The sequence below is a fragment of the Variovorax paradoxus genome, from assembly GCF_024734665.1.
Lineage (GTDB): Bacteria > Pseudomonadota > Gammaproteobacteria > Burkholderiales > Burkholderiaceae_C > Variovorax.
The window spans coordinates 6,468,345-6,485,361 of sequence record NZ_CP102931.1 but is presented as its reverse complement, the minus strand read 5'-3'; the positions used below and the strand labels follow the sequence as shown (position 1 = coordinate 6,485,361).

17 protein-coding genes are annotated in these 17,017 nt (G+C 68.7%); 5 read left to right on the top strand and 12 right to left on the bottom strand.

Annotation, left to right across the window (positions count from 1 at the left end):
* Nucleotides 1-54 precede the first annotated feature (54 nt).
* The 3 genes from mreC to mrdA are packed head-to-tail and all read left to right on the top strand — an operon-like array spanning nt 55 to nt 3,561.
* Nucleotides 55-1,017, top strand: a complete 963-nt coding sequence (mreC, locus tag NWF24_RS30315) for a rod shape-determining protein MreC (RefSeq protein ID WP_258351759.1) — start codon at nt 55-57, stop codon at nt 1,015-1,017.
* Nucleotides 1,014-1,535 carry a rod shape-determining protein MreD gene (gene mreD, locus NWF24_RS30310; RefSeq protein WP_093076761.1) on the top strand — a complete coding sequence of 174 codons (522 nt, stop codon included), beginning with the start codon at nt 1,014-1,016 and terminating at the stop codon, nt 1,533-1,535. The genes mreC and mreD overlap by 4 nt, the downstream gene beginning before the upstream one ends.
* Before the next feature lie 55 nt (nt 1,536-1,590).
* The gene (gene mrdA, locus NWF24_RS30305; protein WP_258351758.1) at nt 1,591-3,561 is read left to right on the top strand and encodes a penicillin-binding protein 2; all 1,971 of its coding nucleotides are present in this window, start codon (nt 1,591-1,593) and stop codon (nt 3,559-3,561) included.
* Nucleotides 3,562-3,706: 145 nt separating this feature from the next.
* Here the strand turns inward: mrdA and fahA are convergent, their stop codons facing one another.
* Genes fahA through NWF24_RS30275 form a run of 6 tightly spaced genes read right to left on the bottom strand, consistent with a single transcriptional unit; the run spans nt 3,707 to nt 10,174 of the window.
* Nucleotides 3,707-4,972: a fumarylacetoacetase gene (gene fahA, locus NWF24_RS30300; protein ID WP_258351757.1), complete on the bottom strand. Its 1,266-nt coding sequence runs from the start codon at nt 4,970-4,972 to the stop codon at nt 3,707-3,709.
* A gap of 22 nt (nt 4,973-4,994) precedes the next feature.
* Nucleotides 4,995-5,978, bottom strand: a complete 984-nt coding sequence (locus NWF24_RS30295; protein ID WP_258351756.1) for a Bug family tripartite tricarboxylate transporter substrate binding protein — start codon at nt 5,976-5,978, stop codon at nt 4,995-4,997.
* A complete protein-coding gene (gene hmgA / locus NWF24_RS30290; protein WP_258351755.1) occupies nt 5,975-7,285 on the bottom strand; it encodes a homogentisate 1,2-dioxygenase in 1,311 nt (436 codons plus the stop codon). The genes NWF24_RS30295 and hmgA overlap by 4 nt, the downstream gene beginning before the upstream one ends.
* Before the next feature lie 48 nt (nt 7,286-7,333).
* Nucleotides 7,334-7,534 (bottom strand): DUF2783 domain-containing protein, encoded by a 201-nt coding sequence (locus NWF24_RS30285; RefSeq protein ID WP_258351754.1) that lies wholly within the window; start codon nt 7,532-7,534, stop codon nt 7,334-7,336.
* A gap of 5 nt (nt 7,535-7,539) precedes the next feature.
* Nucleotides 7,540-9,177, bottom strand: coding sequence for an FAD-dependent oxidoreductase (locus NWF24_RS30280; protein ID WP_258351753.1), 1,638 nt, complete (start codon nt 9,175-9,177; stop codon nt 7,540-7,542).
* A gap of 37 nt (nt 9,178-9,214) precedes the next feature.
* Nucleotides 9,215-10,174, bottom strand: coding sequence for an MBL fold metallo-hydrolase (locus tag NWF24_RS30275; RefSeq protein WP_093053563.1), 960 nt, complete (start codon nt 10,172-10,174; stop codon nt 9,215-9,217).
* 150 nt (nt 10,175-10,324) lie between these two features.
* On the opposite strand from NWF24_RS30275, the gene NWF24_RS30270 reads away from it, so the two are divergent.
* Nucleotides 10,325-11,188: an IclR family transcriptional regulator gene (locus NWF24_RS30270; protein WP_258351752.1), complete on the top strand. Its 864-nt coding sequence runs from the start codon at nt 10,325-10,327 to the stop codon at nt 11,186-11,188.
* Nucleotides 11,185-11,931, top strand: a complete 747-nt coding sequence (locus NWF24_RS30265) for an SIR2 family NAD-dependent protein deacylase (RefSeq protein WP_258351751.1) — start codon at nt 11,185-11,187, stop codon at nt 11,929-11,931. The genes NWF24_RS30270 and NWF24_RS30265 overlap by 4 nt, the downstream gene beginning before the upstream one ends.
* Nucleotides 11,932-11,958: 27 nt before the next feature.
* On the opposite strand, the gene NWF24_RS30260 is transcribed toward NWF24_RS30265, so the two are convergent.
* The 6 genes from NWF24_RS30260 to NWF24_RS30235 all read right to left on the bottom strand — a co-directional run bounded on the left by NWF24_RS30260 (nt 11,959) and on the right by NWF24_RS30235 (nt 16,981).
* Nucleotides 11,959-12,180 (bottom strand): hypothetical protein, encoded by a 222-nt coding sequence (locus NWF24_RS30260; protein WP_093053572.1) that lies wholly within the window; start codon nt 12,178-12,180, stop codon nt 11,959-11,961.
* Nucleotides 12,181-12,207: 27 nt separating this feature from the next.
* Entirely contained in the window at nt 12,208-12,891 is a 684-nt protein-coding gene (locus tag NWF24_RS30255; protein WP_258351750.1) for an ABC-type transport auxiliary lipoprotein family protein, read from the bottom strand.
* A gap of 26 nt (nt 12,892-12,917) precedes the next feature.
* Nucleotides 12,918-13,877, bottom strand: a complete 960-nt coding sequence (locus NWF24_RS30250) for an MlaD family protein (RefSeq protein ID WP_097200589.1) — start codon at nt 13,875-13,877, stop codon at nt 12,918-12,920.
* A 16-nt stretch (nt 13,878-13,893) separates the two neighbouring features.
* Complete coding sequence (locus NWF24_RS30245) at nt 13,894-14,736, bottom strand: ABC transporter ATP-binding protein (RefSeq protein ID WP_258351749.1); 843 nt, start codon at nt 14,734-14,736, stop codon at nt 13,894-13,896.
* 4 nt (nt 14,737-14,740) lie between these two features.
* The gene (locus tag NWF24_RS30240) at nt 14,741-15,907 is read right to left on the bottom strand and encodes an MlaE family ABC transporter permease (RefSeq protein WP_258351748.1); all 1,167 of its coding nucleotides are present in this window, start codon (nt 15,905-15,907) and stop codon (nt 14,741-14,743) included.
* Nucleotides 15,908-16,051: 144 nt separating this feature from the next.
* Entirely contained in the window at nt 16,052-16,981 is a 930-nt protein-coding gene (locus NWF24_RS30235; protein WP_258351747.1) for a LysR family transcriptional regulator, read from the bottom strand.
* Nucleotides 16,982-17,017 lie beyond the last annotated feature (36 nt).

Below are 17,017 nucleotides of genomic sequence, written 5' to 3'. Positions count from 1 at the left end.
TGCGCAGGCCGGCTTTTTGTTATTTGATTCCGCACCACCGCCGGGTCTGAATTCATGCCTCTGGGCACGCTCGATCGCACAGCGCCACCCCTGTTCAACCAGGGGCAGTCGGCGCTCAGCAAGCTGATCTTCTTCGGCGCGCTCGCCCTGTTCCTCATGGTGGCCGATGCGCGCTTTCACATCGTGCAGCCGATCCGCGCGACCATCGGCGCGGTGCTCTACCCGGTGCAATGGGTGGCGCTGAAGCCGGTGCAGGCCGTGCTGGGAGGCGGGCGCTACCTCGAAGACCTGCAGACCGCGCAGCGCAACGAGGAAGACGCCCGCAAGGCGCTGATGATGCAGGCCGAACGCGCCGCCCAGGCCGACACGCTGCTGCAGGACAACGCCCGTCTGCGCGAGCTGCTCGAACTGCGCCAGACCACGGCCACGCCGGGCCGCGCGGCCGAGGTGCTCTACGACGCGGCCGACCCCTACACCCGCAAGATCGTCATCGACCAGGGCCTGACCCAGGGCGTGGCGCCCGGCTCGCCGGTGATCGACGCGCGCGGCGTGCTCGGCCAGGTCACGCAGGTGCTGCCCTTCACGAGCGAGGTCACGCTGGTGATCGACCGCGATCTTTCCATTCCCGTGCAGAACACCCGCACCGGCGTGCGCAGCGTGGCCTTCGGCGACGCCTCGGCCCACGGCGGCGGGCTGGAGCTGCGCTTCATGGCCGCCAATGCCGACCTGCAGGAGGGCGACCTGCTCTCCACCAGCGGCGTCGACGGCATCTATCCCGCCGGCCTGCCGGTGGCGAAGATCGAGCGCATCGAGCGGCGCGCCGACTCGGCTTTCGCCCGCATCTACTGCGTGCCGCTGGCCCATGTGACGGCCGCGCGCTACGTGCTGGTGCTCGAGCCCACCGGCACGCCGGCCGCGCCGCCGCCTGCCGCGCCCGCCGCCACCCAGCGCAAGCGGCCTGAAGGCAAGCCCGGCGCGGGCAAGAACGAAAAGAAGCCAGCGGGAGCGCGCCCATGATCAAGCGTCCAGGCCAGCAGCAGCTCCTGCTGCCCGTCAGCCCGCTCTTCATGTGGAGCAGCCTCGTGGTGGCGCTGCTCATCAACATGATCCCCATCGGCCGCGCGGTCTGGATGCCCGACCTGCTGGCGTTGGTGATCGTGTTCTGGGGCGTGCACCAGCCCGCGCGCGTGGGCATCGGCGCGGCCTTCGTGTTCGGCCTGTGCATGGACGTGCACCAGTCGTCGATGCTGGGCCAGCATGCGCTGTCCTACACCACGCTGGGCTTCTTCGCGATCACCATCCACCGGCGCCTGCTCTGGTATCCGGTGCTCTCGCAGGCGCTGCAGGTGCTGCCGCTCTTTGCGCTGTCGCAGCTGATCGAGGTCGTCACGCGGATGATCGGCGGCGGTGTGTTCCCGGGGTGGTCTGTGCTGATCTCGCCTGCCATCGAGGCCGCGCTGTGGCCCTTGGTCACCGCACTGTTACTGGCCCCGCAGCGCCGCACCCCGGAACCGGACGAGAACCGCCCCCTCTAAGCCCTGCCCGCCGCATTTGCCAAAAGCAACTGCACGCGCCTAAGCTCCCACCGCCATGACCGAAATCCGCAACGTCGCCGCCGACCTCGCGCGCTTCAAGCGCCGCGTGATCGTCATTGGCCTGGCGGTGCTGTTCGCGTTCAGCCTGCTGTGTGCGCGGCTGGTGTACCTGCAGGTCACGCGCCACGAAGACCTGGCCGAGCAGGCAGAGAGCAACCGCACGGCCGTGGTACCGGTGGTGCCCAACCGGGGCCTGATCCTCGACCGCAACGGCATCGTGCTGGCCTCGAACTATTCGGCCTACACGCTGGAGATCACGCCCTCCAAGGTGAACGACGTCGAGGAAACCATCGACAGCCTGACCCAGGTGCTCGAAGTCTCGCCGCGCGACCGCCGCCGCTTCAAGCGCCTGCGCGAAGACTCGCGCAGCTTCGACTCCATTCCGATCCGCACCCGCCTGAGCGACGAAGAGGTGGCGCGCTTCGCGGCCCAGCGCTATCGCTTCCCGGGCGTGGAGATCAAGGCGCGCCTGTTCCGCAACTACCCGCAGGGCGAGCTGGCCTCGCACGTGCTTGGCTACATCGGCCGCATCAACCAGCGCGAGAAGACCGCGATGGAAGACTGGGACGAGGAAGACCAGGCCAACTACAAGGGCACCGATTACATCGGCAAGCTCGGCATCGAGCAGAGCTACGAGAAGACGCTGCACGGCCAGACCGGTGTCGAGCAGATGGAAACCTCGGCGGGCGGCCGCGCCGTGCGCCGCCTGGCCAGCCATCCGGCCACACCGGGCAACACCGTGATGCTGTCGCTCGACATCAAGCTGCAGAAGCTGGTGGAAGACATGTACGGCGACCGCCGCGGCGCGCTGGTGGCCATCGACCCCAAGACCGGCGAGGTGCTGGCCTTCGTGAGCAAGCCCACCTTCGACCCCAACCTGTTCGTCGAAGGCATCGACAACGAAAGCTGGGCGGCGCTCACCGAGTCCCTCGACAAGCCGCTCCTGAACCGCGCCCTGCGCGGCACCTATCCGCCCGGTTCCACCTACAAGCCCTTCATGGCAATGGCGGCATTGCAAACCGGCAAGCGCGGGCCCAACGTGGTGGTGAACGACCCCGGCTACTTCAACTTCGGCGGCCACCGCTTCGGCAGCCCCGAAGGCAACCTGGGCGGCGTCGACATGCGCCGATCGATCCAGCTGTCGAGCAACATCTACTACTACTCGCTGGCCAACGAGATGGGCGTGGACCTGATCCACGACTTCATGAAGCCGCTGGGCTTCGGCCAGATCACCGGCATCGACCTGGGCGGCGAGGTGCGCGGCGTGCTGCCCAGCACCGAGTGGAAACGCAACACCTACAAGCGCCCCGAGCAAAAGAAGTGGTACGCGGGCGAGACCATCTCGCTGGGCATCGGGCAGGGCTACAACGCCTTCACGATGCTGCAGCTGGCGCAGGCCACGGCCGTCGTGGCCGACGGCGGCTTGAAGCACAAGCCGCACCTCGTGCTGGCCACGCGCAACACCGTGAGCGGGCAGGTGGTGCCGCTGCAGCAGCCGCCGGCGGAAAACCTCGGCTTCTCGGCGGCCAACGTTGCGGTGGTCCGCGACGGCCTGACCAGCGTGGTCACCGCCGGCACGGCGCGCGGCGTGTTCGCGGGCGCGGCCTACCAGGCAGCCGGCAAGACGGGCACGGCGCAGGCGGTAACGCAGGCGCAGAACACCAAGTACAACGCGCGCGCCCTGGAAGAACACCAGCGCGACCACGCTCTTTTCATGGCCTTCGCGCCGGTGAACGACCCGAAGATCGCCGTGGCCGTGATCGTGGAAAACGCCGGCTGGGGCGCGGGCGCCGCGGCCCCCATCGCGCGCCGGGTGTTCGACTACTGGCTCGCGAACCAGTACCCGAGCGAGGCCGACCTGGCGGCCATCAAGACCGGCAAGGCGACCGCGCCAATCGGCAAGCCGCGCGTGGCGAGTGAAGTGGCGTGGCCGGCGCCCGTGGCAACGCCTGCTACCGCGCCCTGACCCGTATTACTCCCTCTCCCTCTGGGAGAGGGTTGGGGTGAGGGCGAGCGGCCTCACCTCCATCGCGCGCTTTCTGACGCCGCTGCCCTCACCCTAGCCCTCTCCCAGAGGGAGAGGGGACAAGACGGGGAGGGCAACGCAAGCCTCAGACCACCGTTCCGCTGACCTCGCCGAGGCCGATGCGCACCGCGCCCGCGCGCTCGCAGTAACCGCGAATGATCAGCGTGTCCCCGTCTTCCAGGAACGTGCGCTTCTCGCCATTCGGCAGCGTGATCGGCTGCTTGCCGCCCAGCGTCAGCTCCATCATCGAGCCGGCCTCGTCGGGCTTCGGGCCCGACAGCGTGCCCGAGCCCAGCAGGTCGCCCGGCTGCAGGTTGCAGCCGTTCACCGTGTGGTGCGCGATGAGCTGTGCGGCCGTCCAGTAGGCGGCCTCGGTGGTGTTGCCGCGCGTGAGCAGCGCCGGGGCAACGCCCTCGGCGCGCATCTTCGCGGTCTGCAGCAGCACTTCGAGCGTGATGTCGAGTGCGCCGCTCTCGCGGTTCGATGCCGAATCGAGGTACGGCAGCGGCTGCGGGTCTTCCGCGGGCCGTTCGAACTTCGCGCGGAACGGCGCCAGCGCCTCCATCGTCACGATCCACGGCGACAGCGAGCTTGCGAAATTCTTCGAGAGGAAGGGGCCGAGCGGCTGGTACTCCCAGGCTTGCACGTCGCGCGCCGACCAGTCGTTGAGCAGCGTCACGCCGAACAGGTGGTCTTCGGCCTCGCCGATGGCAATGGGTTCGCCCTGCGCGTTGCCGCGGCCCACCAGGAAGCCCAGCTCCAGCTCGTAGTCGAGCCGCTTCGAGGGGCCGAAGCTCGGCTCGGCCGCATCCGGCGCCTTGGTCTGGCCCTGCGGGCGCTTGAAGCTCTGGCCGCTCACGACGATGGACGAGGCGCGGCCGTGATACCCGATGGGCACCCACTTGTAGTTGGGCAGCAGCGGCTGGTCGGGGCGGAACAGCTTGCCGACGGTGGTCGCGTGATGGATGCCCGTGTAGAAGTCGGTGTAGTCGCCGATGCGGCAGGGCACCGTCATCTCGGCCTTGCCCTGCGCCAGCAGCGCCTTCGACCACGCGGCCTGCTTGTCGCTGCCTTCGGCAAGGCCCGCGGAGATCGCGGCGCGCAGGGCCTGGCGGTCCTTGATGCTGGCGTTCATCAGCACGTTCATGTCGTCGGTGTCGACGAGGCCCGTTGCGCGCAGGTCCAGCACCTGGTCGCCGATGGCGACGCCGATGCGGAAACCCTCGCTGCTGCCGGCCGTGCGGAAGCGACCGAGGGGCAGGTTCTGGATCGGGAAGTCGGTGCCGGCTTCATGGGCCGAGGCGACCCAGCTGCGCAGCTTCGGGTCATGGGTGGCGTTCAGTGCGGTCATGGATGTCTTTCTGTGAATCGGTTCAGTCGGCGGTCATGCCGGCCTTTTGGGCCACATCGCCCAGGCGCTTGTATTCGGTTTCGGTCAGCGTGGTCAGCTCTTGTGGGGTCGAGCTGCGCGGCGAGAAGCCGGCCTGCGCCAGCTTGGCTTTCACGTCGGGCATGGCGAGCGCTTCGACAAAGGCCTCGTTCAGCGCCTTGACGATCGGCACCGGCAGCTTCGCCGGGCCGTACACGCCGAACCACGGTTCCAGCGCGTAGCCCTTGAGCCCGGCTTCGGCCATCGTCGGCACGTCGGGCAGCGAAGGCGAGCGCGCGGGGCCTGCCACCGCCAGCGCGCGCAGCTTGCCGGCCTGTATGTGCGGCAGCGACGCCGGCAGGTTGTCGAACATCACGCCGATGTTGTTGCCCAGCATGTCGGTGATGGCCGGGCCGCTGCCCTTGTAGGCGACGTGCACGAGCTCGGTGCCGGTCATCTGCGCGAACATCACGCCGGCCAGGTTCATCGAGGTGCCGGCGCCCGCGGTGGCGTAGGGCAGGCCGGGGTTCTTCTTCGCGGCGGCAACGAGGTCGGGCACGGTCTTGATGGCGGAGGCCGCCGGCACTTCGAGCACGATGGTCGAGGTGCCCAGCAGGCTGATGGCCGTGAAATCCTTGCGTGGGTCGAAGGCCATCGATTTGTAGATGTGCGGGTTCAGCGCATTGGTCGAGATGGCGCCGAAGCCGATGGTGTAGCCGTCGGGCGCGGCCTTGGCCACGGCGTCCATGCCGATGTTGCCGCCCGCGCCGCCGCGGTTGTCGATCAGCACCGGCTGGCCCAGCTTCTCCGACACCTTCTGGCCCACGGTGCGCGCCACCAGGTCGGTGGTGCCGCCCGGCGTGTAGGGCACGATGAAGCGGATGGGCTTGGTCGGAAAGTCGGCGGCCTGTGCGATGTGCACGAAGAAGGGCGCCGCGAGCAGCGCCACGGCCGCCGCGCGGCGCGTGAGGGTGAAGGCGCCCCTCATGGCTTGAACTGGTCTTTCAATCCTGCCCAGCAGTCCGCGTAGTCGGTATCGAGCGCAGGGCTCTTCAGCGCGAAGTTCGTCGGAATGAAGCGGTAGCGGCTCTCGAACATGAAGGCCAGCGTGTTGTCCAGCTTGTGCGGCTTCAGGTCGGCGTGCGTGGCCTTGTCGAAGGCTTCCTCGTCGGGGCCGTGCGGCACCATGCAGTTGTGCAGGCTCGCGCCGCCGGGCTTGAAGCCGCCCGGCTTGGCGTCGTACTCGCCCAGCACCAGGCCCATGAATTCGCTCATGAGGTTGCGGTGGAACCATGGCGGACGGAAGGTGTTTTCCATCACCATCCAGCGCGGCGGGAAGATCACGAAGTCGCAGTTGGCAGTGCCGGGCGTGTCGCTGGGCGAAGTCAGCACGGTGAAGATCGACGGATCGGGATGGTCGAAGCTGATCGAGCCGATCACCATGAAATGCGCCGTGTCGTACTTCACCGGCGACAGGTTGCCGTGCCAGGCGACCACGTTGAAGGGCGACTGCTTCATCGGCGCCTGCCAGAAGCGGCCGCCGAACTTCTTGACGATTTCGTAGGCACCTTCTTCCGATTCGAAAGCCGCCACGGGCGCCTGGAAGTCGCGCGCGTTGGCCAGGCCGTTCGAGCCGATCGGGCCGAGCTCGGGCAGGCGGAAGTGCGCGCCGTAGTTCTCGCACACGTAGCCGCGCGAGAGCCCGTCGGGCAACGCCACTTTGAAGGCCATGCCGCGCGGCAGCACCGCGATTTCGCCGGGCTTCACGCCGAGCACGCCCAGTTCGGTCGTGATGACGAGGCGGCCCTGCTGCGGCACCAGCAGCATTTCGCCGTCGGCGTTGACGAAGGCGCGGCGCTCCATCGAGCGGCCCGCGAGGTACATCAGCGAGCCGATGCCGACCTGCGACTCGGCATCGCCGTTGGCCGCGATGGTGCGCATGCCGTCGACAAAGTCGATGTCGGCCGCGCCGTCCAGCGACTGAGGATGCCAGCGCAGGGGCTCGGGCGGCAGGGGGATCTCGCGGTCGGCGCCGGTCGTCCAATGCGCCTGCGCGTAGGGCTGGTAGCGGCCCGACACCACCGAAGGCTGCCGGCGGTACAGCCAGGTGCGGCGGTTCTCGTGGCGCGGCGCGGTGAAGGCGGTGCCGGAGATCAGCTCGGTGTACAGGTCGAAGGGGCCGCGCTGCGGGTTGTTGCGGCCTTGGGGCAGGGCGCCGGGCACCGCCTCGGAGGCGTACTCGTTGCCGAAGCCGCTCTGGTAGCGCCGTTCAGAGGGCGAGGTTGCTGGGGTCATGGGCTTCTCTTTCGAAAGTCGCAATGAGGAGATTGGAATGCGTGGAGCCTAGCCGGCGCGCGCCGCATCGAAGGCTTCGCGCAGCACGGCCAGCGAGCCGACGTGGTTGGCCAGCACGAGCACGAGGCGCGCATTGAAGGCATGGCTTTCCTCGGTGGAAAGCCCTTGATGCGCCTCGATGAGCGCTTCGTAGAAGTCATCGGGCGCTTCGAGGTTCGGTGCGGTGGTCAGGTGCTGTTGCTGCTGCATGGTGTTCACGCCTTTGCCAGTGCGCGGCCGATGGCCGCGCGGATGTTTGCCGCCGTGGGTTGCCGCCAGCGCGCGCACACGTGCTGGTCGGGCCGCAGCAGGTAGACGGTGCCGGGCTGCGCGTCGTAGCGCTGCGTGGCGAGTGCGACGTCGGTGCCGCCGCCTTCCACGCGCACGACGTGCAGCGGAAAGTCGCTCGCCTTCAGCGCCTGCAGGCTGCGCTCGGCCGTCTCACCCTGGCCGAACACAAGTGCGGTGAACTGCGAGACATGGCACTCGCGCAGCAGCCAGCCGGTGCTGCCATCGGCGCGCACGACAGGCGCATCGGCGGCTGCCGCGCCCGGCACCATCGCGCCCGCGAAGGCCTCGGCCTCGGCCGTGTTGAGCGGCGAATCGCGCAGCACAGTGGCCACCGACAGCCGCCCGCTGTTCACCAGCGTGCGCGCAAAGGCGTGTCGTTTGGTCAGCTCCAGCACCGCATCGCGGAACAGCCGGCTCACCTCGCTCTTGGGCGTGATGAAGTCGGTCGCGCGCGTGGAGTTGCGGATGTTCTGGTCGGCCGCGAACTCGCGCTCGCTGGCGTAGCTGTCGAGCAGGGCGTCGGGCGCATCGCCCCGCACCACCGCCGCGAGCTTCCATGCGAGGTTGTCCGCGTCCTGCACGCCCGAGTTGGCGCCGCGTGCGCCAAAGGGCGACACGCCATGCGCCGAGTCGCCCGCGAACAGCACGCGGCCGTGGCGGAAGCGCTCCATGCGCTGGCAGGCGAAGGTGTAGACGCTGGCCCAGCCGATCCGGAACTGCACGCCTTCGAAGCCGATGCTGTCGAGCAGCGCGCGCACGCGCGGCGTGATGTTCTCGGGCTTGCGCTCTTCCACCGGGTCGGCGTCCCAGCCGAGCTGGAAGTCCACGCGCCACATGCCGTCGGCCTGCTTGTGCAGCAGCACGCTCTGGCCGGGGTGGAACGAAGGGTCGAACCAGAAGCGCCGCTCGGTGGGCAGGTGCGCGTCCATCGTGATGTCGGCGATCAGGAAGCGGTCGCGGAACACGCGGCCTTTTGCTTCCTGGCCCAGCAGCTGGCGCAGGTTGGAGCGCGAGCCGTCGCAGGCGGCAACGTAATCCGCCTGCAGCCGGTAGTCGCCCTCGGGCGTCTCCACGGTCAGCACCGCGCCGTCGTCGCGTTGCTCGATGCCCGTGACCTTGTTGTTCCAGCGCAGGTCGATCAGCGGCAGCGTGGCAGCGCGCTCGACGAGGTAGCCCTCGACGTAGTACTGCTGCAGGTTGATGAAGGCCGGGCGCTCGTGGCCGGGCTCGGGCAGCAGGTCGAAGCGGTAGACCTGCTCGTCATGGAAGAACACCTTGCCCACGTTCCACGACACGCCCTTGTCGACCATGCGGTCGCCACAGCCGAGGCGGTCGAAGATCTCCAGCGTGCGCTTGGCGAAGCAGATCGCGCGCGATCCGCTTGAGAGGGTGTTGTCGTTGTCGAGCAGCACCACGGGCACCTGCCGCAGCGCGAGGTCGATGGCCAGCGCCAGGCCGACCGGGCCGGCGCCGACCACCACCACCGGATGGCGGGCTGGCTCGGCCGCGTCCTGGTCGGCGTGGCGGCGGTAGTCGAAGCGCAGGCTCTGATAGTCGATCACGTGTTGTCTCCGTGTCTTCTTCTGTCGTCTCGCGCAATCAGCCTTCCAGTGCCTTCCACATCTCGATGTCGCGCTCGGCCGTCCACACACGCGGGTCGGCGTGACCCGAGGCCTCGTCGTAGGCGCGGCTCACGTCGAAGGGCATGCAGTGGTCGAAGATCACCCACTGGCTGTACTTGGGCTTGAGCTTCTCGTAGGTGTCCTTGTAGACCGCGTTCAGGTCGCGCCCGGCCTTCACGCCCTCTTGCACGCTGGCGTACACGTCGGAGATGAAGTTGCGCGTACCGGTCAGGCCCTCGGCCACTTCGGCCGGCGTGGTCAGCGCGGCGCCGCGGCCCGGCACCAGCGCGGCGGGCTTCAGGGCTGCGATGTTGTCCAGCGTCTGCGGCCAGTCCTTGAAGTAGGCGTCGCCGGCATACGGCGTGGCGCCGAACTCGACCAGGTCGCCCGACAGCAGCGTCTTCTCGCCCGGCAGCCAGACGACGGTGTCGCCCTTGGTGTGGCCGCGACCGAGCTGGATGAGCTGCACTTCGAGCTTGCCCAGCCACAGCGTCATCTTGCCGGTGAAGGTCATGGTGGGCCAGGTCAGGCCGGGCGGCACCGTCTCGACGTTCTGGAACAGGCGAGGGAAGCGGCCGATTTCGCTGGCCTTGTCTTGCTCGCCGCGCTCGACGATCAGGTCGCGAGTGTCCTGGCTGGCCAGGATGTGTTCGGCACCGTAGCCCGCCGCGCCCAGCACGCGCACCGCGTGGTAGTGCGTGAGCACCACGTACTTGATGGGCTTGTCGGTCACTTCGCGGATGCGGCGCACCACGTCGGCCGCCATGGCGGGGGTGGCCTGGGTATCGGCCACCAGCACGCAGTCGTCGCCGATGACGATGCCGGTGTTGGGGTCGCCCTCGGCGGTGTAGGCCCAGGCATGTTCGGAGATCTGGCTGAAGGTGATCTTCTTCTCTTCCATGTCGGCCTGGCTGGCGAATTTCTTGGCTTGGCTCATCGGTTGTCTCCGTTGGTGGGGTGAGGTTGGTTTTGCGATTCGTCTAATCTGAACGAATTCGCGGTGAACGAATTTCCGCAGTGTAAGCCGCTGATCAGTTAATGTCTAATCCCTTCTTCATGAACGAACGACCAGAAGGCGAGGCCGGCCATGGCAGCCAGTGACACCGACCGCGCCCAGCGCGGCATCCAGAGCATCGAAGTCGGTGGCCAGCTGCTGCGCGCGCTGGTGCACCACGGCCGGCCCATGGCGCTGAAAGACCTGGCGCGGGAAGCCGACATGACGGCCGCCAAGGCGCACCCGTACATGGTCAGCTTCGGGCGCCTGGGCCTGATCGAACAGGACCGCGCCAGCGGCCACTATCTGCTCGGCCCGCTCGCCTTGCAACTGGGGCTCATCAGCCTGCAGCAGGCCGACCCGGTGCACATTGCCACCCCGCTGATCGCCCAGCTGGCCCAGCAGACCGGCCACACCGTGGCGCTGGCCGTGTGGGGCGCGCGCGGCGCAACCATCGTGCGCACGGCCGAATCGCCCTCGCCGGTGCACGTGAACATGCGGCACGGCACGGTGTTCTCGCTGACCAATACGGCCTCGGGCCGCGTGTTTGCAGCCTTCCTCGATGCCGACGCGGTGCGCCAGCTGCTCGAGGACGAGCGCCAGCGCCAGAAGCAGCGCAAGGGCGCCGAGCCCGTTCCGGCCGCCGGCATGCCGCCGGTGCAGCCGCTGCCCTCGTGGAGCGACTTCGAGCGCCAGCTGCAGGAAGTGCGCGCGCACGGCATCAGCCGCTCCGACGGCGAGGTCATCGAAGGCGTGAGCGCCATGGCGGCGCCCGTCTTCGACCACACTGGCGCCATCGTGCTGGCCGTGACCGCCATCGGCCCGGCCGGCATCTTCGACACCGCGTGGGACGGCGAGATTTCCCGTGCGCTCAAGGCCTGCGCGGACACCGTGTCGCAGCGCCTGGGCGCTACCGCCAACCCGCCTGCCGCGAATCCCCCCAGACCAGAGCGATGACGCCAGTCACACCAGATATCTCTTCTCCTCCTCTCCACGCGGCCATCGAGCTGCTGCGCAACGCCCGGCGCATCGTCGTGTTCTCCGGCGCCGGCCTGTCGCGCGCCTCGGGCATCCCGACCTACCGCGATGCGGACGGCCTGTGGAAGAACCAGAATGCACTGCAGTTCTCCCATGCCGAAGACCTCCAGCGCGACCCGTCGGGCTTCACGAAATTCTGGGCGCAGCGCCTGTCGATGATCGAGTCGGCGCAGCCCAACCCGGGCCACACCGCGCTCGCGCTGCTGCAAAGGCTGCGCCCTGCCACCCGGCTGGTCACCCAGAACGTCGACGGCTTGCTGACCCAGGCGGGCGGGCTCGACGTGCTTGAACTCCACGGCTCGCTGCGCCGCTGGCGCTGCGACCGCTGTGGCAACCGCAGCGGCCCATGGCCCTTTCACCGCTGCCTGCGCTGCGGCTCGCACGCGCGGCCCGACGTGGTGATGTTCGGCGAGATGCTGAACGAAGGCGTGCTGCTCGACGCGCAGGTGGCCGCGCAGGAGTGCGATCTGTTCATGGTGGTCGGCAGCACGACCATCGTCTATCCGGCGGCCGAGCTGCCGCAGACGGCGCTGGCGCACGGCGCGCGGCTCATCACGCTCAACCTGGAGCCGCTGCCTCATCTGGATGAAGCAGCGACCGTGGTGCTGCGCGGCGCCTCGGAAGACCTGCTGCCGCAGCTGCTCGCAGGCCTGCCAGGCTGAAAGGCCAAGAAAGGGGGCTGAGGGCGCTCAGCCCTTCTTGCCGCCCAGCAGCACCAGCGCTCCGCCCACCACGATCACGGCCACGCTGGCCCAGGTGGGGAAGTTGACCGTCTGCTTCTCCTTCATCGAGAACTCCAGCGGGCCGAGCTTGGCCTCGTGGGTTTCCTTGGTGAAGCTGAAGCTGCCGAGGCCCAGGGCGGCGATGCCGGCCACGATCAGCAGGATGCCGACGATGCGTGTTGCGTTCATGGGGTCGATCCTCCGTCCGTTGAATGGCTATTGCCGGGGCTGCTGCGGTGTCTGCTGCTGCAGCTGGTCCACCCATTGCACCACCTCGGCCATCGCGGCATCGCTGGCCGAGATCAGCGCCTTCACACCGCCGGGTGCGTCGGCGCTGGAAGCAGGGCGGCGCACGGTGAAAGTGCGCTGGCCCAGCACGCGGTCGCCACCGGGCGCGCTGCGGACCAGCGTGGCGCGCAGGCGCACCAGGCCCACGCTGGCGCTGGCCGAATCGAAGTAGTGGCTGAACTCGTCGAGCGAGATGCGCAGCGTGTCGGGTACCTCGCCCCGGCTGCGCGAGATGGTGGCGCTTTCTTCGGGGCCGAGCACGGTGCGGCGCTCCGACAGCGTGTCGCGCAGCCGCTGGCGCAGCAGCTGCGCGGGCGGCAGGCTCCAGCGCGACTGGCCGTAGGGGCGCAGCTCGTTGGCGTCGGCGTACCCCAGCCGGTAGAGGATCTGCGTGCCGTCCAGGCGGCTGTTGCTGTCGAACTCGGCCAGCGCCAGCGTGGGCAGGGTGGCTGCGGCAGGCGCGGCGGCCGCAGGCGCCGTCAGGCCGGGGCCGAAGTCGTAGAGCGTGGTGCGTGCGGGCTTGTCGGGCAGCGCACCGCAGCCTGCGACCAGCAGTGCGGCGCCGAGCGCGATGGCGGCCGGGTTCATCAAGGAGCGAATGGCGTTCTTCATGGTGGATGGTTCTCCCTGGGTGGTGCTCAGGGCCGCGTCGCAGCCGGCGCGCTGAACCCCGGCTCGCCCGGGCCCGCGACTGCGCCGCCGTTGCCGAACAGCAGCGATTGCGGGTTGTCGTTGATGTTGTCCGCCGCGCGGCCCAGCCGGCGCACGGCGTGCGAGGTGTCGTCGGCCACGCGGTTCACGCGCGGCAGCGTGGCCGCGTTGAACGAATCGACGGCCTGCGCCAGCGCCTTGGTGCCGTCGCTCAGCCGCTCGACCGGGCCGTCGGGCGCATTCAGCCGGCCCACGGTGGTGTTGAAGTTGGTGGCCACGCGCGAGACGTCGCCAGCGGCCTTCTTCACCGAGGCCAGCGTGTCGGGCAGCTTCGTCAGCGCGGGGTTCAGTCCGGTCTTCACCGTGTTGTCGAGCGTCTTGAGCAGCGTGTTGGCGCTGGCCGAGGCGGCCGCGATGTTCTCCAGCGCTTCGGCCGCGCGCTTCTGGTTGGGGTCGCTCAGCAGCTGGTTGGCGCGCTTCGTCACTTCCTCGACCTGATTGATGATGGCCTCGCCGCGGTCCTGCAGCTGCGCCAGCATCGAGGGCTTGAGCGGAATGCGCGGCGGGTTGTCGTCGTCTGGCTTCAGTGACACCGTCGATTCGCCCTTGTCGTCCAGCGCGATGAAGGCCAGGCCGGTCACGCCCTGGTAGCTCAGCGTGGCAAAGCTGGAGGTGGTGAGCGGCACGCGCTCGTCGACCGTGATGCGCACGCGCACATTGCCTTTCACCTTGGGGTCGAAGTCGATCGACGCCACCTTGCCCACCGCGATGCCGCGGTAGCGCACCATCGCCTGCGGCTGCAGACCGCTGACGGCGTCGCGCGTGGACAGCTCGTAGATGTTGCGCACGGTGTTGTCGCGCGTGAACCAGATCACCAGCCCGACGAGCGCGGCGATCAGGCCGAGCACGAAGGCGCCGGCGGCGAGGGCGTGGGCCTTGTTTTCCATGGTGGCTACCTACCTTTCAGCGGCCCGCCTCGGCGGCGGGCTGCGACGGAGATTGTTCGGCGGGCTTGTCGTGCAGAGCCTCCAGGGCGCGCTGGCCGCGCCCGCCGAGAAAGTATTCGTGGATGAAGGGATGCGGGTACGCGATGACTTCGCGCGCCGCGCCGGTGACGATCACCTTCTGGTCGGCCAGCACCGCGATGCGGGTGCTCAGGTCGAACAGCGTGTCCAGGTCGTGCGTGACCATCACCACCGTGAGGCCCAGCTCGCGGTGCAGGCCGCGCAGCAGGTCGCAGAAACTGTCGGCCGCCTCGGGGTCGAGGCCGGCCGTGGGCTCGTCGAGCAGCAGCAGCGGCGGGTCCATGATGAGCGCGCGCGCCAGCGCCACGCGCTTGATCATGCCGCCCGAGAGGTCTGACGGGCTCTTGTTCGCGTGCTGCGGGCCCAGGCCCACCATCTGCAGCTTCACCAGCGCCGCGTGGCGGATCAGCTCGTCGGGCAGCAGCTTCAGCTCGCGCAGCGGAAAGGCGATGTTCTCCAGCACGCTGAATGCAGAGAACAAGGCGCCGTGCTGGAACAGCATGCCCACGTTGGCCGCGCCCGAGGCGCTGAGCTCGCCGGGCTCCTGGCCCAGCACCTCGACGTGGCCGCGCGTGGGTTTTTCGAGCCCGAGGATCTGGCGCAGCAGCACCGTCTTGCCGGTGCCCGAGCCGCCGACCAGCGACAGCACCTCGCCGCGGTCGATGTGCAGCTGCAAGTCGCGGTGCACCACCTGCTCGCCATCGGGGCTCTGGAACACCGTCCACAGGCCGCGGATGTCCACCACGGTGGTGTAGGTGTCGGAGCGTACGGGCATGCTCATGGTGTCAGGCCCTGAATCCGATGCCCTTGAAGAGCACTGCGAAGAGCGCGTCCACAAGAATCACCGCGGTGATCGACGTGACGACCGACTGCGTGGTGCCGCGCCCCAGGCTCTCGGTGTTGGGCTTGACCTTCATGCCGAAGTAGCAGCCGATCAGCGCAATCAGAATGCCGAACACCGCCGACTTGGCAAGCGCCAGCCAGAGGTTCGAGATGGGCACCGCGCGCGGCAGCGCCGAAAGAAAGTAGGCGGGCGAAATATTGAGCGCCGCATCGGCCGCCAGCATGCCGCCCGCGAGCGCGGCCATCGAGGTCCAGAGGCTGATCAGCGGCATTGCGATGGCCAGCGCCAGCACGCGCGGCATCACGAGGCGAAAGCCGTGGGCGATGCCCATCACGCGCATTGCGTCGAGTTCTTCCGTTACCCGCATCACGCCGATCTGCGCCGTGATGGCCGAGCCCGAACGCCCGGCGATCAGCACGGCAGCCAGCACCGGCCCCAGCTCGCGGATCAGCGAGAGCCCGAGGATGTTCACCACGAAAGTCTCGGCGCCGTACTGCCGCAGCTGCTGCGAGATCAGGTAGGCCAGCACCACGCCAATCAGCAGCCCCACCAGCGCCGTGATGTGCAGGGCCGTGGCGCCGAACTGATACAGGTGCCCCGAGAAGTCGCGCCACGGCCCGCGGTGCGGCGCGCGGATCAGCCGGCCTACGTCGAGCGCCAGCTGGCCGATCAGGCTCGTGAAGTCGCGCACCACGTACATCACGCGCGGGCCGTTGTGCGAGAACGCGCGGATGCGGTCGCTGAGCGAGGGCGGGGGCTCGTCCGGCGTGGCGACGGTGTACTGCGCCACCTGGTCGAGCACGGCCTTGTGCTGCGGCAACATTTCGAGCGTGGCCGGCCACTGGTGGCGCCAGTGCTCCCACAGCAACTGCGCGCCGATGTGGTCGAGCTGCCCGATGGGGCGCAGGTCCCACGCGCGGTCGTCGGCGGGAGGGGCGGTTTCCAGGCTTTTGGCCAGTGCTTGCCAGGCCGGCTTGGACGACATCGCCAGCGTGGTCCAGCAGCCGCTGGCTACCGTCCACTGGCGGCCTTCCTGCTCCCGCTGCTCGACGCGGGGCCACGCGCTGTCGGCGGCGGAAGCGTCGGCAGTCGATGTGGCAGGGGACATAGGGCGGGTGAGCGGGAAAGTTAACAAAGGCGGGGGTGGAAGCGCGCATCGTAACCGGGTGCATCCAGTGTGAAGGTGCTCCAGACCCCTCGTTTGCGTAGGGCACAACGCCGTTTCTTCAGGTTTTCTTCAGGGCAGATGCGATCACGCTGAAAAGCCCTCGGACAGCGCCTCGCGCAGCCACCCCACAAAGGCCGTCACAGCCTGCGGCACATGCGTGGCGTAAGGACGTATTGCATACAGCCGCTCGCCGAAAGCACCCACCGAGCGCCACTGCGGCAACACCTGCTGCAGCTTGCCCGACTGCAGCGCCGACTGCGCGCTGAAGTCGGGCACCAGCGCAATGCCCAGCCCGCTGAGGGCCGCGTCGCGCAGCGCCTCACTGTTGTTCGCGACCAGCGGCCCCGAGACCGGCACCGTGATGCGCGGTGCCGAGGCCTTTGCCTCGAAGTGCCAGGTCGGCGTTTCCTGCGCGCGCGGGTAGTGCAGGCAGTCGTGCTCCGCCAGCGCCTGCGGCTCGCGCGGCGTGCCGCGGCGGCGCAGGTAGGCACGGCTGGCCACCAGCACCGAGCGGGTTTCGCACAGCGTCCAGGCCACGTGCGTGTCGGGCGGTGCGGCCGTGTGGCGGATGGCCAGGTCGAAGCCCTCCATCGCGAGCGAGCTGAGCCGGTCCGACAGGTCGAGCTCGAGGCGCACTTCGGGCTGCGCGCGCAGGAAGTCGGCCAGCCGCGGCACCAGCTGCTGGCGCGCGAATGCCACCGGCGCCGTCACCCGCACCAGCCCGCGCGGCACCCCCGCGAGATCGCGCACGCCCGCGAAGCTGTGGGCAATCTGCTCGAAGGGGCCGCGCATGTCTTCCACCAGCCGCTGGCCGGCCTCGGTGAGCCGCACGCTGCGCGTGGTGCGCTGCACCAATGGCGCACCGGCCGCGCGTTCGAGCTCGGCGATGCGCTGGCTCATGGCTGCCTTGCTCACGCCCAGGCGCAGCGCCGCGGCCGTGAAGCTGCCCTGCTGCGCCAGCACCGTGAGCCAGTGCAGGTGCGTCCAGAGCGACTCGATATTTTGGGGTTTCATGTTTGCATTGTTCAGCATCATGAACAATAAGTTCAA

Excerpts from the sequence above, each read along its gene's own strand:
- hmgA (WP_258351755.1), bottom strand. The coding sequence starts at position 7,285 with ATGACCCCAGCAACCTCGCCCTCTGAACGGCGCTACCAGAGCGGCTTC.
- NWF24_RS30265 (WP_258351751.1), top strand. The coding sequence starts at position 11,185 with ATGACGCCAGTCACACCAGATATCTCTTCTCCTCCTCTCCACGCGGCC.
- NWF24_RS30285 (WP_258351754.1), bottom strand. The coding sequence starts at position 7,534 with ATGCAGCAGCAACAGCACCTGACCACCGCACCGAACCTCGAAGCGCCC.
- mreD (WP_093076761.1), top strand. The coding sequence starts at position 1,014 with ATGATCAAGCGTCCAGGCCAGCAGCAGCTCCTGCTGCCCGTCAGCCCG.
- NWF24_RS30255 (WP_258351750.1), bottom strand. The coding sequence starts at position 12,891 with ATGAAGAACGCCATTCGCTCCTTGATGAACCCGGCCGCCATCGCGCTC.
- NWF24_RS30295 (WP_258351756.1), bottom strand. The coding sequence starts at position 5,978 with ATGAGGGGCGCCTTCACCCTCACGCGCCGCGCGGCGGCCGTGGCGCTG.
- NWF24_RS30260 (WP_093053572.1), bottom strand. The coding sequence starts at position 12,180 with ATGAACGCAACACGCATCGTCGGCATCCTGCTGATCGTGGCCGGCATC.
- mrdA (WP_258351758.1), top strand. The coding sequence starts at position 1,591 with ATGACCGAAATCCGCAACGTCGCCGCCGACCTCGCGCGCTTCAAGCGC.
- mreC (WP_258351759.1), top strand. The coding sequence starts at position 55 with ATGCCTCTGGGCACGCTCGATCGCACAGCGCCACCCCTGTTCAACCAG.
- NWF24_RS30275 (WP_093053563.1), bottom strand. The coding sequence starts at position 10,174 with ATGAGCCAAGCCAAGAAATTCGCCAGCCAGGCCGACATGGAAGAGAAG.
- NWF24_RS30235 (WP_258351747.1), bottom strand. The coding sequence starts at position 16,981 with ATGAAACCCCAAAATATCGAGTCGCTCTGGACGCACCTGCACTGGCTC.
- NWF24_RS30270 (WP_258351752.1), top strand. The coding sequence starts at position 10,325 with ATGGCAGCCAGTGACACCGACCGCGCCCAGCGCGGCATCCAGAGCATC.
- NWF24_RS30250 (WP_097200589.1), bottom strand. The coding sequence starts at position 13,877 with ATGGAAAACAAGGCCCACGCCCTCGCCGCCGGCGCCTTCGTGCTCGGC.
- fahA (WP_258351757.1), bottom strand. The coding sequence starts at position 4,972 with ATGACCGCACTGAACGCCACCCATGACCCGAAGCTGCGCAGCTGGGTC.
- NWF24_RS30240 (WP_258351748.1), bottom strand. The coding sequence starts at position 15,907 with ATGTCCCCTGCCACATCGACTGCCGACGCTTCCGCCGCCGACAGCGCG.
- NWF24_RS30245 (WP_258351749.1), bottom strand. The coding sequence starts at position 14,736 with ATGAGCATGCCCGTACGCTCCGACACCTACACCACCGTGGTGGACATC.